The 17546-nt window shown below is 60.0% G+C and carries 14 protein-coding genes; 6 read left to right on the forward strand and 8 right to left on the reverse strand.

Annotated elements, in window-relative coordinates:
* Positions 1–14: 14 nt before the first annotated feature.
* The 5 genes from M0D66_RS17685 to M0D66_RS17705 form a co-directional block, all read right to left on the reverse strand.
* The gene (locus M0D66_RS17685) at positions 15–1496 is read right to left on the reverse strand and encodes an aldehyde dehydrogenase family protein (protein WP_211705502.1); all 1482 of its coding nucleotides are present in this window, start codon (positions 1494–1496) and stop codon (positions 15–17) included.
* 88 nt (positions 1497–1584) lie between these two features.
* Positions 1585–2391, reverse strand: a complete 807-nt coding sequence (locus M0D66_RS17690; RefSeq protein WP_211705504.1) for an aspartate dehydrogenase — start codon at positions 2389–2391, stop codon at positions 1585–1587.
* Positions 2392–2524: 133 nt separating this feature from the next.
* Positions 2525–3433, reverse strand: coding sequence for a LysR family transcriptional regulator (locus M0D66_RS17695; RefSeq protein ID WP_211705505.1), 909 nt, complete (start codon positions 3431–3433; stop codon positions 2525–2527).
* Positions 3434–3460: 27 nt separating this feature from the next.
* Positions 3461–4183 (reverse strand): transporter substrate-binding domain-containing protein, encoded by a 723-nt coding sequence (locus M0D66_RS17700; protein WP_256455158.1) that lies wholly within the window; start codon positions 4181–4183, stop codon positions 3461–3463.
* Positions 4184–4266: 83 nt separating this feature from the next.
* Complete coding sequence (locus tag M0D66_RS17705; protein WP_093640139.1) at positions 4267–5466, reverse strand: pyridoxal phosphate-dependent aminotransferase; 1200 nt, start codon at positions 5464–5466, stop codon at positions 4267–4269.
* A 273-nt stretch (positions 5467–5739) separates the two neighbouring features.
* Here M0D66_RS17705 and M0D66_RS17710 point away from each other — a divergent pair, with 273 nt between their 5' ends.
* Positions 5740–7179 (forward strand): PLP-dependent aminotransferase family protein, encoded by a 1440-nt coding sequence (locus tag M0D66_RS17710; protein WP_244179452.1) that lies wholly within the window; start codon positions 5740–5742, stop codon positions 7177–7179.
* A gap of 44 nt (positions 7180–7223) precedes the next feature.
* Here M0D66_RS17710 and M0D66_RS17715 read toward each other — a convergent pair whose 3' ends face one another.
* Positions 7224–8117 (reverse strand): LysR family transcriptional regulator, encoded by an 894-nt coding sequence (locus M0D66_RS17715; protein WP_211705509.1) that lies wholly within the window; start codon positions 8115–8117, stop codon positions 7224–7226.
* A 304-nt stretch (positions 8118–8421) separates the two neighbouring features.
* Between M0D66_RS17715 and M0D66_RS17720 the strand changes: the two genes are divergently transcribed.
* The 3 genes from M0D66_RS17720 (at position 8422) to M0D66_RS17730 (ending at position 12662) form a co-directional block, all read left to right on the forward strand.
* Entirely contained in the window at positions 8422–9903 is a 1482-nt protein-coding gene (locus M0D66_RS17720; protein ID WP_266211086.1) for a carboxylesterase/lipase family protein, read from the forward strand.
* A gap of 347 nt (positions 9904–10250) precedes the next feature.
* Positions 10251–11066 (forward strand): transporter substrate-binding domain-containing protein, encoded by an 816-nt coding sequence (locus tag M0D66_RS17725; RefSeq protein WP_211705513.1) that lies wholly within the window; start codon positions 10251–10253, stop codon positions 11064–11066.
* A 45-nt stretch (positions 11067–11111) separates the two neighbouring features.
* The gene (locus M0D66_RS17730; protein WP_211705515.1) at positions 11112–12662 is read left to right on the forward strand and encodes an amino acid ABC transporter permease/ATP-binding protein; all 1551 of its coding nucleotides are present in this window, start codon (positions 11112–11114) and stop codon (positions 12660–12662) included.
* Between the two features lie 33 nt (positions 12663–12695).
* Here the strand turns inward: M0D66_RS17730 and M0D66_RS17735 are convergent, their stop codons facing one another.
* On the reverse strand, positions 12696–13598 hold the full coding sequence (locus tag M0D66_RS17735) for a LysR family transcriptional regulator (RefSeq protein WP_308112687.1): 903 nt from the start codon (positions 13596–13598) through the stop codon (positions 12696–12698).
* A 292-nt stretch (positions 13599–13890) separates the two neighbouring features.
* Here M0D66_RS17735 and M0D66_RS17740 point away from each other — a divergent pair, with 292 nt between their 5' ends.
* Positions 13891–14649, forward strand: a complete 759-nt coding sequence (locus M0D66_RS17740; RefSeq protein ID WP_211705517.1) for a class II aldolase/adducin family protein — start codon at positions 13891–13893, stop codon at positions 14647–14649.
* A 275-nt stretch (positions 14650–14924) separates the two neighbouring features.
* The gene (locus M0D66_RS17745; RefSeq protein ID WP_093640156.1) at positions 14925–15191 is read left to right on the forward strand and encodes a DUF4148 domain-containing protein; all 267 of its coding nucleotides are present in this window, start codon (positions 14925–14927) and stop codon (positions 15189–15191) included.
* 113 nt (positions 15192–15304) lie between these two features.
* Here the strand turns inward: M0D66_RS17745 and M0D66_RS17750 are convergent, their stop codons facing one another.
* Entirely contained in the window at positions 15305–17545 is a 2241-nt protein-coding gene (locus tag M0D66_RS17750; RefSeq protein ID WP_266211087.1) for a S8 family serine peptidase, read from the reverse strand.
* Between the last annotated feature and the right edge of the window lies 1 nt (position 17546).

Consider the following 17546-nt stretch of genomic DNA (forward strand, 5'->3'; position numbering starts at 1 on the left):
CGCGCGACCTGGCTTCACGAATAGTTGATCACGAGCAGCTTGATTTCCGACATCTCGTCCATCGCGTAACGTGTGCCCTCGCGGCCGGTGCCGGATTCCTTCCAGCCGCCGAAAGGCATGTTGTCAATGCGATAGATCGGCACGTCATTGATCATCAGGCCGCCCACATCCCATTTCTCCAGCGCCCGGAACGCGCGCTGCAGGTCCCGTGTGAACAGGCCGCCCTGCAAGCCATAGCGTGAATCGTTGGCACGCTCTACAGCTTCATCGAATGTGCGATAGCTATTGAGCGTGAGTACGGGTCCGAAGATTTCCTCGTCCTCGACCAGCATTCCGCGTTGGGTATCCGCCAGCACGGTCGGCTGCACGACTGCGCCGACACGCGGGCCACCGGCCAGCAGACGCGCGCCGCCGGTCAGCGCTGCGTCTATCCAGCCCTGAATGCGGATAGCCGACTTCTCGTCGATCACCGGACCCACGTCGACGCCCTCTTCCATCGGATCGCCGACCTTGCACGCACGCACCTTGTCGAGCAGCCTGGCCTCGAACTGGGTGCGTACATTCTCGTGTACGAGAATGCGCTGTACGCCAATGCAATACTGCCCACCGAACACCACGCCGCCACGAACACACCGCGCCGCTGCAAGATCAAGGTCTGCGTCTTCCGCTACGATCACCGTGCCATTGCCACCAAGCTCAAGCGCGACTTTCTTGTGGCCTGCGATCGATTTGATATGCCAGCCGACCTTGGCACTGCCGGTGAAGGTCACCATGGCGAAGCGGTCGTCACGGACCATCGACTCCGCAAGAGGAATACTGCAGTGACACACTTCCAGCGCGCCATCGGGCAGACCCGCATCGCGCATAACTTCCTGCAGCAGAAGGCTCGTGAGCGGTGTTTGCGGTGCAGGCTTCAGCACGACTGCATTGCCTACCGCAATCGCCGGCGCGACTTTGTGCAGGACAAGATTGAGCGGAAAATTGAACGGCGAGATCGCCAGGATGAGACCAATCGGAAAACGCCTTGCAATACCCACACGACGGCGCATGTCTGCCAGTTTGTCGAGATCGAGACGAGACAATTCCGTAGCGCTGCCGCTGGCATCGGTGGTCTGGTATTCGAAAACGCCCGCGTCGACATCGAGCGGTACTTCTTCACCATGACTGCGCCGTGCTTCGGCAGCCGCGTTACGCAAGTTGAAGATGCCACGCGAAACCTCGCCGCGCGCATCGTACAAGGGCTTGCCCGACTCCGCCGCGATCGTGCGCACGAACTCGTCGCGCCGTGATTCGATCAGGTCCGCCGCGCGTTGCAGAATATCCGCGCGGGTGAATCGAGGCAGTTGGCGCATGATCTCGAACGCGGCTTGTGCGCGTTCGATCGACCGTTCGACAGCGTCCGCATCGGCAATCGGCATATAACCGACCACAGCGCCGTCATAGGGGCTGCGCACGGCGTCGGTGGGTTGGGTTTGCGTCTCAATGTCATATTTCATTTGGCATCCTTATCTAGGATCGGTGTTCTTATTTATGGCCGCTCACTGCGAATCCGCGTGGGGATCCGACGAGAAGCGCTCTCGCCGGCTATGCGACGACCAGGGTCTGGTTGAGGTCTGCGATCGCACGTACGAGACTGCACGGCGCCAGCATCGAGGTTTTGGGATTGCTCGGCAGGGTCTTGCCCGTGACCGCAATGTCGATGTGGCCAAAATCGCCCTCGGCCTTGATCCGGTGCGTGTTGCCGGTGGCAAGCGGATCGACATACAGCACCACCCTGGTCCGATCGAAGCCGACGCCGGCCAGCGCGACCGCAGCGGCCACGTTGGCGTTCTGTGGAAAGAGGCGCGCCGCATCTCGCGCCGTGCCTTCATAGAAGGCGGTCGGCCGCTCGATGTCGTCGAGCACAACCAGCGCTTCGGCGTGCGTGCCCCGCCAGGCGCCCGGCGCCTTGTGCGATTCATAGCGCACCTCGCGCAGGCCGGCGAACTTCGCCGCGCCAAGCGCGTCGAGGCCGCCCAGTGCGCCGGAGGGAATGCGCAAACGCGCCCCTGCAGCGGTCGCGCTATCGATCAATAGCATCTCGAGCGTCGGATCCGCCAACGCACCGACCGAGGCGACGAGCATGTCGTGCCCTGCCGCCAGGACGGACGGCCCCAGGTTGCGCAGCGCTTCGTGGCCTGCACATTCGACGACGAGGTCGAGATCACTCTCAAGGAAGTCGCCAACGCTATCGACAATCCGGGCGCCGGCGTCGAGCGCCTTGCGCGCGCCCTCGCGATTTGTGTCCCGTTCATAGATAGCCACGACACGGACGGCGGGCACGTACCGGCTCAACAAGTCGTACAGCAGGCTACCGATGGCGCCGCATCCTATCAATCCAACATTCATCATGTCCCTCACTCGGTTCGTGGTGCCCGGGCTCGGCCCCACGTGATGAATGCATTAGATGGGATACAAATTTCCCGGGGAAGGCGTTCGAAGTGACGTCTATCGTCACAAAAACAGAACACTCGGGGGTGATTGGTCAGGGAGACTGGTGGCTTGTCCTGAGACGCCGGATCAGAAGGTCGAGGAAACGCTGTGCCGCGACCGACAGTTGCCGCCCGCGAAAACTGATCACATCGATGGTCGCCGACCCGGAATCGCGCTCGTCCAGCGGTACTGCCCGTAACCATCCGTGAGCCGTCTCCTGCTCAAGGGTGAGCGGTGGCATGAAGCTGACAAGATCCGATTGCCTGACGAGGTTCTTGATAACCTGCAGTGAGTTGGCTTCGATCGCAACCTGAAGCGCGACGTTTGCCCGCTCGGCAGATTTTTCGATCAGATAGCGAATGCCGAATGTCCGCGCCGGCAACGCAACCCTCACGTTACCCAGTTCGGACATGGCCACTGTTTTCCGGCCGGCGAGTGGATGCGCCGGCCGGCATATCATCTGCAGCGGCTGGATCGAGCGGCCATGAAGATTGATGTCGTCGCGATTGAGGACATTGAAGGCCATGCCGATCTCGGCACGATGATCGACGAGTGCGTCGACAATCTGAGCGGTTCCGCAAACCTCGAGATGGACAGCGATACCCGGGTGGTCACGCGAGAATTCCGTGATCAGGTCGGGCATGAAGCTATGGACGGCAGCTTCGACCAGCGCGATCCGGACCACGCCATGGCGCAATGAGCTCAGGTCGTCCATTGCGGCGTGCAACTGCTCGACGTGGCGCGAGTTGGCGTTCACGTAGTTGAGCAATAGCTGGCCGGCTGCGGTTAGCGTCGCGCCGCGCGGTGAGCGGTCGAACAACGCCGCGCCGAGTTCCTTTTCCAGATTGCTGATCTGTTTGCTGATCGCGCTGGGTGCAACGAAGAACGTCTCCGAAGCATGTCTTAGCGAACCCGTGCGCGCGACTTCGGCGAAATACCTGAGTGACTGGGGCTGGATCATTCCGCACAGGCTGCGCTGACATTGCGTTCAGGTCGCGCTGACGCTGTCGAGTTCCGTCTGCGTGAGCCCGTACTTCGCCATGCGGGCACGGTGATCAGCCGAACCGAGGTACTTGCGAAGTTGCTCATTCACCGCCTGCAGAAGGTCAGGATTGCTCTTGCTGAACGAGAACGCGCCGACAGGTGCTCTACCATCCTTGCTCGATTCGTGCGCCACCACTTCCAGTTCCTGATTGGCATTGGCATTGGCAAGGACACGGCTGCCCACTGCCGTGCTCGCGTAGGCGTCGATTTTTCCCGCAAGCAGCGCGTCGATCGCTTCGGTTTGGCCCTTGAACGCCACTATCTGACTATCCCTCACGCCGACCGACTTTGCAGAGTCGAGCTGAACCGTCCCGGCGACGATTCCAAGCCGCGCGTCGTTGCGCGCTGCAACGGCCGCATAGCTCGTCAGCGCTTTCGGATTGCCCTGACGAAGCAGGAAGCCGTCGCCCAGCGCCCAGACCGGCACGCTGAACGCAACGCGCTCGGCGCGCTCAGCGGTCACGAAAATGGGTACGTTCATGTCCCACCGGCCTTCCTGCACACCAGGCAGAAGTTCTTCGAACGAGGTCAACTGATGTTCGATGGAGGTCACACCGATCGCCCGAAGCACCACCTCGGCCAGTTCGATGTCGGCGCCCGTCGCCGAATGATCTTCACCCGTCCAGTAGAACGGCGGTTCCTCGAGATATGCGATTCTTACTTTCATAGCTGTGCTCCACATGTCCAGTAGTTAAGATTCCGCTCGCCCGCCCTTGGGCGTGGCGATTCATTCCAGCCTATGCCGACAAGTCACGCCGTAGCGGCGTCCATGACCGTTGAAAGTGCCGACAGTGCGGGTCCGAGACGCGCGGGCGGCAGGTAGCCAAAACCCAGCCGGAATACACGGCTGCTTTCGCCAAACCACGCGCCGGATGCGAGTTGCAAATCATGACCCGGCAGCAGATCCCAGAAACGCGCGACAGCAATGTCGTCGAATGCGTCGGCACGCAGCCGCAGGCAGCACAACGCGCCGGCATCAGGGCGCACCCACTCGATACGCTCGTGCTCGCTCTCGCACCAAAGCGCCAGTTCCTGAAGCGCAGCGGCGAGCAAGCGGCGTCGCGGTGCGAGCACGCCTTCCCTGTTGCGCAGAAGCGCTGCGGCGAGCGTCTCGTCAAGAACCGATCCCGAGATCACGGTGTTCATTTTGGCGACGGCCAGACGCTCCCGCAGATCCGAGTTCGCCACCGTGAGCCAACCCGTGCGCAAACCCGGCGCGCCGAGCGCCTTCGACACCGACGCGCCAGTGACGATACGTGGATCGAGTCCCGCGAAACTTTCGAGCGCCGCATTGTCGCCATACGAGGCCTCCCGATAGGTCTCGTCGATGAAAAGTATCGCGTCAGGAGCGCGCTTTTCCATCAGGACAAGGAGCTTCTCGACGTCGGCACGGGACGTCTGGATACCCGCCGGATTCTGTGGCGAAGCGATACTGACCAGCTTCGTTTTCGGCGACACATTTGCCTCGATCTGCTCCAGGTCTAGCCGATAGCCATGCTCGAATGACAGCTTGATCTCGCGGACGCTAACGCCGGCGCCGAGCAGGCAATCACGGCTCGGCGGAAAGCAGGGTGTCGCAAGGACAGCCTCGTCGCCGGACCGGCAAACTTCGAAAGCGAGAAGAAACAGACCCAGCGCGGTACCTTGTGTCGTGATGATCTGCTCGGCTGGAACCCTGCAGCCCTCGGCAATTGCCTCGCGAAGCGCGACCGAACCGGCTGATGTGCCATAGCCGAGCTTCAGATTGCGGATATCCTCGAGACCCGGCAGAGACAGCAGTTCGCCGAGCGTCAAGTCCTGCGACGTGCTCTCCGCCAGGTTGAACGGCCGGTTCACATTGAGAAGTGAAATGATCTCGTTGCGAGGAAATCGCCCGCGCCACGCCTCTAGATCCGATTCGCTGAGGTCGGCCTGCTGTCGTCCGTCGACGTTCTGTTGAATACCCTGCATGCTTTTGCCTTGCGTTTGCTGTGAATTGTTTGTCAGACGATCCGTTGCAAGCAGCCAGACAGCCGTTCCAGCCTGGTTCCGACAGCATTTATCGCTGTACGCAGCACCCCGGCTCCTTCAGACGCGATCGCAACGCCTGCATCGTAGCGCCCACCGGTCGACCATAACAGTCACAATTTTCCGCAAAATTGACCATCACAATTCCTCTTGGCGAGCCGCGGCGCCGGGTCGATAATCGTGGATTACACCGATTACACTGTTATGAGCCCTTCCATGGACATGGACACGCCCACTCCGTACCGCTACGAGCGCCTGGCTGAGCTCATCGTCGGCATGATCGACAATGGCGCGCTCGCGGCGGGCACGCGTCTGCCATCCGTGCGCGCCGTCAGCGAACAGCACAGCATCAGCATCTCCACGGTGTTACAGGCGTATCGCCTGCTCGAAGATCGCGGCATTCTGGTCGCGCGGCCGCAGTCAGGCTTTTATGTCGCGGGCTCGCGCCGCGGCGCGCTCGCGTTGCCATCGATCTCGCGGCCGCGCGCGAAAGCGTCGACGGTGTCGATCAGCGGCGCGGTCGCGGGACTGCTCGAGCACGTATCGAATCCGGGGCTGGTGCCGCTCGGCTGCGCCGTACCCGACGCGGCGCTGCTGCAGTCGAAGCGGCTCGACCTCGCGCTCGCGCGTGCCGCACGTCAACACGGCACGCGCTACAACATCTATTGCGCGCCGCAAGGCGACCCGCGCCTGCGCCGCGAAATCGCGAAACGGGCGATGCACTTCGGACATGCGCTGTCGCCCGACGACCTGCTCATCACGAACGGCTGCACCGAGGCATTGACACTCGCGCTGACCGCAGTCGCGAAGCGTGGTGATTCGATTGCGATCGAATCACCCACTTACTTTGGCCTCCTCCATACTCTCGAAGTGCTGGGCCTGAAGGCCTTCGAGCTGCCCACCGACCCGACGCGCGGCATCGACGTTGACGCGCTCGCCCGCCTGCTCGATACGGAACCGGTGGCCGCCTGCGTACTGTCGTCGAATTTCAACAACCCGCTAGGCTGTGCGATGGCCGAAGCCGACAAGCGCTCGCTCCTTGCGCTGCTCGCACGGCATGCCGTGCCGCTGATCGAAGACGACGTCTATGGCGATATCCACTTCAGTCGCGAACGGCCCAAGCCGTTCATCGCGCTCGACGGCGGCGCCAATACGATCTACTGCAGCTCGTTTTCGAAGAGCCTCGCACCCGGGTACCGGGTCGGATGGATCGTGGCGGGTGCTTACGCACAGCAGGTGATGGAACGCAAACTGGCGTTCAGCCTCTGCTGCCCTGTTCTGCCTCAGGTCGCGCTCGCGGACTTTCTGGAGAGCGGCGCATACGATGCACACTTGCGCGGCGTGCGGCGCATCTTCGAAGAGAACCTCGGGCGCATGACGCGTGCGATCGAGACAAGCTTCCCGACCGACACAAAAGTGAGCCGGCCGGCAGGCGGCTTCATGCTCTGGCTGGAACTGCCGAGGCGCTTCGACTCGCGCGCGCTCTTCGACGAAGCACTCGAACAAGGCATTTGCTTCGCGCCTGGTGACGTCTTCTCCGCAAGCCGGCGCTTTCGCAACTGCCTCAGGCTGAGCGCCGGGCATGCGTGGGACCATCGCATCGAAGACGGCGTCCGTCGGCTGGGAGGGCTCGCGCAAGCGTTGCTCGAGGGTTGAGTGGCTTTAGTGCGTGGACGTGGACACATATCGGGACCTGGCCGCTAGGCCGTTGTAAAGCATTCATGCAGCCACCGCGCGGCCGGCCCCAGCTCCCGGTCGCGGGAGCGCGCCGAAAACAGCATGATGGATGGCAGAACCGGTGAACGATTCCATGCCGCCACCCGCAGTCTGACAAGGCGGCCGCCGGCAAGATCGTCCTCGACCATATGCAAGGGCATGCTGCCCCAACCCATCCCGGCAAGCAGCATGGCGTGCTTGACACCGAGATCCGTGATGCGCCAGGACGATGTGCCGACCACGCCCAGATCCCGGCCTTGCGTGAATTCAGACCGGTCGCTGAGCACCAGTTGAGTATGCCGCGCAAGAACGCGCCGATCCGCTTGCGCATCATCGAGCGCAAGCGGATGGCCGGGCGCGGCCACCGGAACCAGTTGCACGTCGAAGGCAAAGGTTCGTTCGAGTTCCGCACCGAGCCCGCCGAAGTCGACGATCAAACCCAGATCCGCCTTGCCGTCCTGCAAAAGCGCAACCGATGCCCCCAGCGCTTCCAGCGTCAGGCGCAACTCAACCGTGGGAAAGCGTATCTGAAATGCCTTGAGCGATTCGAGTACTGACGACATGGGTGCGATTGGATCGACAACCAAAGACACGACTGCCTCGAGACCTTGTGCAAGCCAGTTCGCCTGCTCGCGGAATTGCCCGACCTCGTCGAGAATTCTACGGGCCCGCCCAAGGAGCGCCTGTCCGCGCGCACTCAGTTGCGGCCTGTACAGCGTCCGGTCGAACAGCTCACCGCCGATTTCCTCTTCAAGCCGCTTGACGGCATACGTAATGGCCGACTGGGTTCGGTCGAGTTTGCGTGCCGCCGCGGAAAAGCCTCCCGCGTCCACCACCGTGACGAACACGTGAAACTGATCAAGCGTTATCGCATTCATGATCATCAAAATACCAGATTGAGTTCATAAAAAAATTGCCCATTTTTTTAAGCGTAGAGGTTCGCTAAGCTAACTGCGGCATCAGAACGCGTCGTGGCATTCCGATTACCGAGGCCGGCCAGACAACATACCTCAAGGAATCCGATTCATTCGACGCGTCGACATTCAGAGAACTAAATCAATAATTGTGGAGACAGGAATGGATCGGTTTGGCTCGCTCATTGTAATTTTCACGCTTATAACGTCAGCCGCTGCGTTGACGACCGCTTGTGGAAGCAACGACGTTGCGTCGGATCCCTCCGTTGTGCAAACCGAGCAAGGCCTGGCAAAAGGCACGGTAGCCAATGGCGTCAGCGAATTTCTCGGCCTGCCGTATGCCGCACCGCCAGTGGGCCCGTTACGCTGGAAACCGCCTACCGCGGCTGCGCACTACACCGGCACCTACAACGCAAGCACCGCGCGCTCGCAGTGCGTTCAGGGCAGCGCCACGGCCGCAACGGGTAGCGAAGACTGTCTCTATCTGAATCTCTACCGGCCGCGCAATGCTGCGTCTACCTCGGCACTACCTGTCATCTTCGCCATTCACGGCGGCGGTTTCGCGGTTGGCTCGAGCGCCTTTATCGATGGGACTTCGCTTGCCAAAAACGACAACGTAATTGTCGTGTCGATCAACTATCGGTTAAATGCACTCGGGTTTCTGGCCCACCCTGCTCTGACCGCCGAAGACACCCAACACGCATCAGGCAACTACGGTTTGCTGGACCAGAATGCCGCGCTGTCATGGGTCAAACGCAATATTGCCGCGTTCGGCGGCAACCCGGACAACATCACAATCACCGGTGGTTCCGCAGGCGGTATCTCGGTCTTCACACATATGGTCTCGCCCATGTCGGCCGGACTCTTTGCAAAGGCTGCGCCGCAAAGCGGCGGCTTCACCCGCGTTCAGGCTACGCTGGCTCAGGCTGAATCGGATGGCGTGAGCTTCACGAGTCAATGGGGATGCACGACAGGTTCGTCCGCCGACATTGCAGCCTGCCTACGCAACGTGCCTGCCGCTGCGACGCTGCAGAACAATCCACCGGCATGGCTTCCCAACGTGGACGGCCGCTTCCTGACGATGTCTACTTCTGTAACATTCAGCACGGGGCAGTTCAACAAGGTCCCAATCATGACGGGGTTCGTGGATGACGAGGGCACCTACTTTGTCGCCGCGGCTTTCGACGCTAACGGGCAACCAGTGACTTCCAGCGGCTATGTCCCAACGATACAAGGATTTCTTGGCGTGGACGGCAACGCCACCGCTGCGCTCTATCCGCTCAGCCAGTACAAATCACCGAGTCAGGCGCTCGCAAGGGTGTATGGCGACTATAGGGTGATCTGCGGAATCATGCAGGACACGGACAATATCGCGCGTTTCGCGCCCTCTGCTTTTGTCTACCAGTTCTCGGAGAAGACACCGTATAGCACGAACACCCTGATCTCAACGCTGCCACCGACCAATATCGACTACGGCGCCTTTCACGGCTCGGACACCGACTACTGGTTCGCGCAAATGGTCAACCCGACGGCGAGCCAGACGCAGCTTGCTACGACCATGTCGACGTCGATTGCCAATTTCGCCAGGAGCGGTAATCCTGGCGTGACGGGTACCCCGCAATGGCAGCAGTATTCGGGGGCCAACCGACAAGTATTTAGCTTCGGCGACACGCTGAACGCCAACTTCGATGCCTACACCGCGCATCAATGCGCGTACTGGTATCAGCAGACGCCTTCGACGCATTTATAAGCGAGTATCGGCTACGACGGTTGGCGATCTGCCGCCGTCGTAACCACCATAGATAACGTTGCCGGGGCGCTCCGTGCGCCCGACCCACCCTCCCATAGCGCTGCGCTGCCTTGCGTACGCCTGCCCCAAAAAATACAGAACCGGCTGGAGAACTTTGCCCGACTGCGCCAACACGCCAAATCGGCGGATGCGGCGGCCACAACCAGCACCGACGCGGGTACGTGTTAAGTGTTCGGTTAGTTCAGATAAGCCAAAACTAATTGTTTTATTTCCATGATTTTTCATGGTCGCCCAACCACGCAACATCTCTCCGAACCAACGCCCCCAATAACGATCGGAGGATCACCATGTCTTTTAAACGAAATTCCGCCCGCATTCTTCTTGCGGTTGCGGCCGGCGCACTTGCACAGACTGGCGCCGTTGCGCAGACGACACCGCAGACACAGGTGCCAGGTCAGTTTAAGGTCGGCATGGAGATCAGCTACCCACCTTTCGAATCATACGAAGGCGACCAGGTCGTCGGCTCCGATCCCGAATTGGCACGTCTGCTTGCCAGGCAACTGGGAGCGAGCGCGAGTTTCGTCGATACCCGCTTCTCAGGCCTCATTCTTGGACTCAATTCTGGCCACTACGATGCGGTCATTTCCGGGATGTACGTGACTCCGGAACGGGTGGCCCAGGCTCGAGTCATTCCTTACGCTCAAACGGGCGCGGCAATCCTTGTGTTGGCCTCTGGGCAACTCAAGCCGCAAGTACCGGAAGCGCTCTGCGGTCTCAGTGTTGGCGTGGAGCAAGGTGCGTCATGGGCCCCGACGCTACGCTCCGTCTCGCAAAACTACTGCAAGGCGCACGGAAAGAGCGAAATCAGCGTGAGCGAGTTCCCGTCGGCACCTGAAGCAATGCAAGCCCTGCTGTCTCACAACGTGCAGGCTCAAATGGAAATCGCTGGCGCCGCACGCGCGCTGGCGGCCAAATCCTCGGGCCGCGTGGTTGTCACATCGACTCAACTGATCTATCCACAAACGCTCGGCATCTATGTGAAGAAGGACAATTCCAGTCTCTTCGATGCACTGAGCAAGGCGCTGGATAAATTACAAAACAGCGGAGAGTACGGAGTAATCCTGAAGAAGTACGACCTCGTGCCGCCCGCAAAATCCTCCTGATCTCAATGCCATTACGTCCGCGTTTCGACGCGGTACGAGGTTTCCATGCACTTCGATTTCGAATACTTCCTCTCACTGTTTTCGCGGCCAGCCTTCTGGCAAGCCAGTGTCACCGTCATGGAACTCAGCGCCCTATCCTGGGGGCTCGGCATGATTCTGGGTTTTCCGCTGGCCGTAGCGAAGCTATCCGGCAAACGCTGGCTGACAATGCCGGCGAACCTGTATATCTGGTTCTTTCGCAGTGTGCCGTTGCTGGTTGTGATTGTCTTCGTCTTCAACCTACCCCAGCTCATTCCGTCTAGCGGCGCCGCATTGTCACATCCGTTCTTTGCCGGCTTTGTATCGCTCGTGGTCACTGAGGCGGCATACATGGCGGAGATTCATCGCGGTGGTCTGCTGTCAGTCGCCCGTGGACAATACGAAGCCGGTACCGCTCTGGGTATCCGCTCTATCGGCCTGCAACGACTTGTGGTTATACCGCAGGCATTCCGCATTGCGCTGCCAACGCTGATCAACGAATTCATCACCTGCGTGAAGCTCACGTCGCTGGTTTCGGTGATCTCGCTAACAGAATTGCTGATGGTCGGTCAGCGTCTCTATGCTCAGAACTTTCTGGTGCTGGAGACTCTTCTGGCAATCGCAATCTACTATGTGCTGATTGTTACTGTTTTCGGCTGGCTACTGCAGCACGTGGAACGACGGCTCGATCTGACGCGGCGACGATCGGGAACGATCTCCGAAATGACGCTGTCGACGCTGCTCCATAGCCTTCCCCCATCGCGCGCGACGCCTGCCGCATCCCATGAAAAAGGCGTTTCAGGCGCACTTCAACTGACGAATCTCCACAAGCGCTACGGAGATCACGAAGTGCTGAAGGGCATTGACCTTGAGGTGGGCGTGGGGGAAGTCATTTCCATCATCGGCCCTTCCGGTTCAGGAAAAACCTCACTTATCCGCACCGTGAACGCACTCGAGTTCATCGATCGGGGCGAGATTTCGTTATTCGGAGAACCGTTCATCAAAGCAGGCGACCCGTCGGGGAATCGCCGCACAAGAGAGGGTGTCAGCCACATCGGGATGGTGTTTCAGAGTTTCAACCTGTTCCCTCACCGAACCATTCTCGACAATATCGTCATGGCGCCGCAATACCATGGGCGTGGCACTGCAGAGAAGCTGAGCACACGGGCGCTGTCGCTCCTGAACAAGGTGGGCTTACTCGCTCATGCGTACAAGTATCCACACCAACTATCAGGCGGCCAACAGCAACGTGTTGCAATTGCTCGAGCGCTAGCAATGGACCCGGCAATCATGTTGTTTGACGAACCTACCTCAGCGCTTGATCCTGAACTGGTTGGCGATGTTCTGAAGGTCATCGGCGATCTGGCCAGGGAAGGAATGACGATGATCATCGTGACTCACGAGATGGATTTCGCGATGTCTATCTCGGATCGGGTCGTCTTTATGGAGCGCGGTGTAATACAACTTGCTGCTTCGCCTGATTCGATTCGCAACGATCCGGCCGCAGAGCGCGTGCGCCGCTTCATCGGACTCGAATCCCCTGCTACTGACGCAATGGCAAGCACGGCGCCAGGTTGAATCCACGTTCGTTACTGCGTTAGGAGGGGCGCATCAACTCCCGAGTTGTCGCTTCAGGATGTCACGAAACTTCTGGACCAGTGGCTCCTTCGAACGTCCACGCCGTACGACCAGTGAAAAGGGGGCGTGAAAGCCAAAGCTTGCGGGCGACAACACGCGCAATCGTCCCTGGTCGACCCACGGCTGGGCGAAATGTTCTGGCAGAAAGCCTATGTACGCACCCGACAGGATGAGTATCAATTGGCCTTCCATGCTATCCACGGTTGCCTCTGTCGCCTTGAGACCATGGCGTGCGTGCTCGGCCTGATTCCAGTAAGCCCGGCCGACCATCCTCTGCTGAGCCAGTTCCGCTTCCGAAACGCGATGCGCGCCGAATAGCGGATGACTGTCGCCGCAATAGAGCCAATGCTGCTCCCGATAGAGAGATTGATACAGCAATCCATTCATTCTCAACTGGAAGGCGCCAACCGCCATGTCCAGCCGATTGCCTAACAGACTCAACTGCAATTCGTATGGACTTTGCAAGTGCAGGTAGAGGTGAACGGCCGGATACTCATGCGTGAATATACCGATCGCGCTGGCCAGTGGTAGCGACTGATCGGTTACTAGTGCGTCGAGCACACCAAGCTTGAGACTGCCGCGTAACTCTCCTTTAAGTCCGGCGGCATAGCGCTCGAATCCCTCCACTTCACCGAGTAGCCGCATCGCCTCTTCGTGAAATTCCGCTCCCTTTTGCGTGAGGCTGAAACCGCCCCGGCCTCGATGGCAAAGCACCACGCCTACCAGTGCTTCCAGTTGGCTCATGTAGGTGCTGATTGCCGAAGTGGAGAGGTTCAACTCCTGCTGAGCGCTAGCAAAGCCTTGATGGCGTACTACGCAAGTGAAAATTCGCAGCAGGCGTGCTTCGGGTATCACTGTGCTCAACGCAAACTCCACTATGAAAGACAGACAGTTTTCCGGGCATTGCCACCACCTGCATGAATACCCGCAAATTTCGAAGCAGGCAATACTTCAGAAAATCTTGAACCAAATTTTTGCCGCTACCGATTTGTTCCCGTTCGGTCAGGCGGCATGATGAATCCGTTGATGTCCGCTTGCTATAGGTGATATCCGCGAGTGCAACCACGTTCTGACCACCACCCGGATGCTACGCGACGTTTCGCGTTCCAGGTGGCGCCATAGTCCGCTGGATTCTGTCCGCATTCACTTAACTTCGATACAGACTCATATGGCCAACCCCAACACATCAGTAGCAATCCTTGACACCGAAGAGAGCCGACTGCGCGAAGAACTGGCATCGCTCTACCGCCTGCTCGCGCATTTCCGGATGACGGATCTGATCGACACGCACGTTACCGCACGGTTACCGGGCGCCACCCCGACCTTTCTGATCAACCGGTATGGCGTGCTTTTCCATGAAGTGACCGCATCAGACCTCGTCAAGATAGATTGTGACGGAAACGTGATTGATAAGCGTGCTCATTCGATGCCCGGGCATTTCCGGGTCAACGCCGCTGGATTCACGATTCACTCGGCAATTCACATGGCTCGCGAAGACCTTACCTTCGTGATCCATACGCATACGGCTGCCGGGATCGCTGTGTCGGCGCAAACAGACGGTCTGATGCCGATCAGCCAACACGCGTTGAAATTTTTCAATCGGATCGGCTATCACGACTATGAAGGAATCGCGCTCGATCTCGATGAGCGTGCACGTCTGATCGCGGATCTGGGACCGCATAAGGCAATGATTCTGTCCAATCACGGGCTGCTTGCCGGCGGCACTTCGGCTGCGGAAGCATTTCACGAGATCTATATGCTCGAGCGCGCGTGCCAGGCACAAATTCAGGCGATGTCTGGTGGCACGCGCCTGATCATGCCTGGCGTCGAAGTATGTGAGCGCACTGCGAGACAGTTCGAGATGGATTGCGCTGACGGCGTGATCGATCTCGCGTGGGACGCCGCCTTACGCCTTCTTCAGGACTAAGCGTCTTTTGATGGACGCACACAACTGCGCTTTCAGACCGGCGCCAGAACACTGCGTGCCCGCCCCGCGCCCCTCCTCGTCTATCACCAATGCCATATAGCCGGGCCCATACCCGACACGCATACTGCAATCAGCCTAAGCGTCTCTGCAACCTCGCCCGATCGCACTCACTCCGTTCCACGGAGCGACCCGCTTTCTCCCTGGACACGGCGCACATCGGCGCTTCGGTTCGGCGCAGTGGGTGCAGGCGCCGCCACTTCTAAAGGAGAGTCAAAATGAAGACAGCACTTTTACTGGTCAGCGGCGTGCTCTGCGCGTGCTCATGGCAGGCAAACGCGCAGGACACCACCGCGCAACAGCCGCCGACGGCGACCGAAATCATGAACAGTTCGCAAGGGCCAGACATGTCGACCAACTCGATGTCGGGCGGCGCCGCGACTCAGCAGGGCAAAACCCGCGCCGATGTCTATCAGGACCTCGTGCGCTCGCAGCGGAACGGAGAAGCCGCAAGGCTCCAGGAGCTTTTCAAGGGAGGTCAATGATCTTCCTGTCCGCTCCGAATGCCTGCAGCGGACGCACGTGATGCACATGACGCAGGTAACGCACGACGAGGACCGGGTGAACAAGACCCGGTCCTCGGCGCGCTATGGCTTCGCTACAGCTTGATACCTCTTTTCTTCCAGCGCGGCGAAGGCAACCTGCCGGAGCCCGCCCGAATCGCAGGCAGACGCGGCACATAGGCGTGTTGACCGATCGCTACCGGCGGTGGGTTCAACGTGCCGACACATGAGCCTAGCAGGTGAGGAACCGACGCGACCTGATCCGGATCGAGGGAATTCGCCTCGGTTTCAATCCACACGCGAGCGGAAGGCTGAGGCGTGAACGTATTGGGCTGCAATCCATTCGCGTGCTCGATGATTTTTTGCCTCGCCAGCAAGCGTGCCACCTGCGGCGCCGCGGCGCTGGTTCCACTCAACGCAACGAGGCAGCCGCTGCGCGTACTCGCAGCCAGCACACCTGCGCATGCGACGGAGTCTTCGCTGACCGCCGCCGCATCCGGACCCAATCGCTGCGTCGCCAGAAGAGAAGGTCCGGTCGATGAGTAAGTCGCCGCGCGTCCATCAGTCCTGCGATAGGCACCGACCACGACGGTGTGCTCGCCGGTCGCAATGGAACTCAACGTGCCGCCACGCTTGATCCACGTCGGCGGATCGCCTTGGTCGAAGTCCCGCACGTGGGCTCCAAAAACAAACCGCTTGTATGCCGGATCCTCGAAGCGCGACTGGCGCCCTCGCAATGGATAGCCGTAGGCCGTTTCATTACGCTGCACCCACGCATGAATCTCCAGATCGTCACTCGACCCGTTCGTCAACGTCACGGTCCAGTTGCCCGCCGGCGCCGGATCGCGCTGAGACTGATTCATCGTCGTAGGGGCGAGTGCAATCAGGATCATCTTGCAGTCCCCCGTCGCGACGCAGTCCAGATAGACCACCGTGCACAGCACATTGCGCCCCGGTTGCCACGTGTAGAGATTCTCGACGGGAAACGCGGGGCTTGTGTCTCCCCCCGGAGGTGTGATCTGAACGGTCAGCTTGGATACGTCGACATGCTTCGGCAACCATATCTCAAGAAAGCCAGGCGTGGCGCAATCGGGCAGGACACGCCACGTAAGCGGGCTCGACGTTCCTTTTTTAACCAGGAGTTCCGCGTGACAGCGCAGCATGTTGCTGTTTCCCGCGGGTATGACGATGGATAGATCGCGATGCAGACCGATCAGTTCGTCCATCGCGCATTCAATGATCGAACTGCCGTCGTGCGGACCCGCCATATAGCCATAGCTCAGGTTGAGTACAACCGAGTACTCTGCGCCGTCGGCAAGATCGTCGGCGCGACGCAGGAGGTAGCGGATCGCGTCGAGCGCGTGAACGGCGAACCAGAGCCCGGAGGTGTCGCGAATCGTTCGCCCTGCCGTCTTGAACTGGACGCATAGGATACGCGGCGGTTGAACCGTTCCCGTCCGCTCCCCTTCAAGGGTCAACGCGGCGGCCTCGATCTTGTTGGGCCTCACGCCGCACGCGAGATCCATGACCTCCGTGCCGTGTGCCCAGCGTTTGCGCGCACCGACGTAACCGTTGAGTCGATACACGGCGTCTTCATCGACGAGTCCGTTGCACGCGCACTGTTTAAGCAAGCCGTTAATCCGGTCGCTGTCTAGCTCACGCCCATAGTGCACATTGAGCGGTCCTGCCGCCGCGTCATCCTGATTCCAGAAGTATTCGATGCGAGTCGACGGATCATCGCCGACGGTACGAAAGCGTTCGTGAGCGAACGCCAGGCCATCGTCCATGACACCCATGAACACGGCGTGCGGCTGGTCAGCCGCGGCAGTGGACGCTGCGCCTCGTTGAGCGATGGGAACGAAGACGGGCGCCTTTCCCGGCAAGGGCGCTTTGGAACCAGGAGCCAAAGACGGCGCCGCGTCGCCAGGAGCGATCGGCATTCCGAGTTCGAAGCGCTTTACGACACCCTTCATGGCACGATCGATTTCTTTGAAGAACCGCTCTGTCACGATCGCAGTCAGGAAGCGCGACGCTTCCAGGTCATGCGGCGGAAAGAGATAGACGGTCGATACCTGAATCCACGTCTTCCACGCGGCGTTTCCGTTTTCCAAACTCTCCGCAAACGTCTGCGCGGTAAGGGGCGTAGCGGCCGCTCCTGGCCAGTGCGCTTCCAGTTCGAGGATGACGCGCACCCACGTGGGTTGCCCTCCGAGGTGAGCAAACGCCGTTGTGTCCGCCCACGCCAGATAGGGGTCGGCACGAGTGCTGTTAGCAGCCCGTCCGATCCAGTTGAGACCGCTCCACGCGCCGCCACCCGCCAAAGATTGCCAGCTCATA

This window comes from Paraburkholderia sp. SECH2 (assembly GCF_030464795.1).
In the GTDB taxonomy this organism is placed as follows: Bacteria; Pseudomonadota; Gammaproteobacteria; order Burkholderiales; family Burkholderiaceae; genus Paraburkholderia; species Paraburkholderia aspalathi.

Bases quoted from the DNA above. Each gene is read 5' to 3' on its own strand.
- M0D66_RS17685 (WP_211705502.1), bottom strand. From the start codon at position 1,496: ATGAAATATGACATTGAGACGCAAACCCAACCCACCGACGCCGTGCGC.
- M0D66_RS17690 (WP_211705504.1), bottom strand. From the start codon at position 2,391: ATGATGAATGTTGGATTGATAGGATGCGGCGCCATCGGTAGCCTGCTG.
- M0D66_RS17695 (WP_211705505.1), bottom strand. From the start codon at position 3,433: ATGATCCAGCCCCAGTCACTCAGGTATTTCGCCGAAGTCGCGCGCACG.
- M0D66_RS17700 (WP_256455158.1), bottom strand. From the start codon at position 4,183: ATGAAAGTAAGAATCGCATATCTCGAGGAACCGCCGTTCTACTGGACG.
- M0D66_RS17705 (WP_093640139.1), bottom strand. From the start codon at position 5,466: ATGCAGGGTATTCAACAGAACGTCGACGGACGACAGCAGGCCGACCTC.
- M0D66_RS17710 (WP_244179452.1), top strand. From the start codon at position 5,740: ATGGACATGGACACGCCCACTCCGTACCGCTACGAGCGCCTGGCTGAG.
- M0D66_RS17715 (WP_211705509.1), bottom strand. From the start codon at position 8,117: ATGAATGCGATAACGCTTGATCAGTTTCACGTGTTCGTCACGGTGGTG.
- M0D66_RS17725 (WP_211705513.1), top strand. From the start codon at position 10,251: ATGTCTTTTAAACGAAATTCCGCCCGCATTCTTCTTGCGGTTGCGGCC.
- M0D66_RS17730 (WP_211705515.1), top strand. From the start codon at position 11,112: ATGCACTTCGATTTCGAATACTTCCTCTCACTGTTTTCGCGGCCAGCC.
- M0D66_RS17740 (WP_211705517.1), top strand. From the start codon at position 13,891: ATGGCCAACCCCAACACATCAGTAGCAATCCTTGACACCGAAGAGAGC.
- M0D66_RS17745 (WP_093640156.1), top strand. From the start codon at position 14,925: ATGAAGACAGCACTTTTACTGGTCAGCGGCGTGCTCTGCGCGTGCTCA.
- M0D66_RS17750 (WP_266211087.1), bottom strand. From the start codon at position 17,545: ATGAGCTGGCAATCTTTGGCGGGTGGCGGCGCGTGGAGCGGTCTCAAC.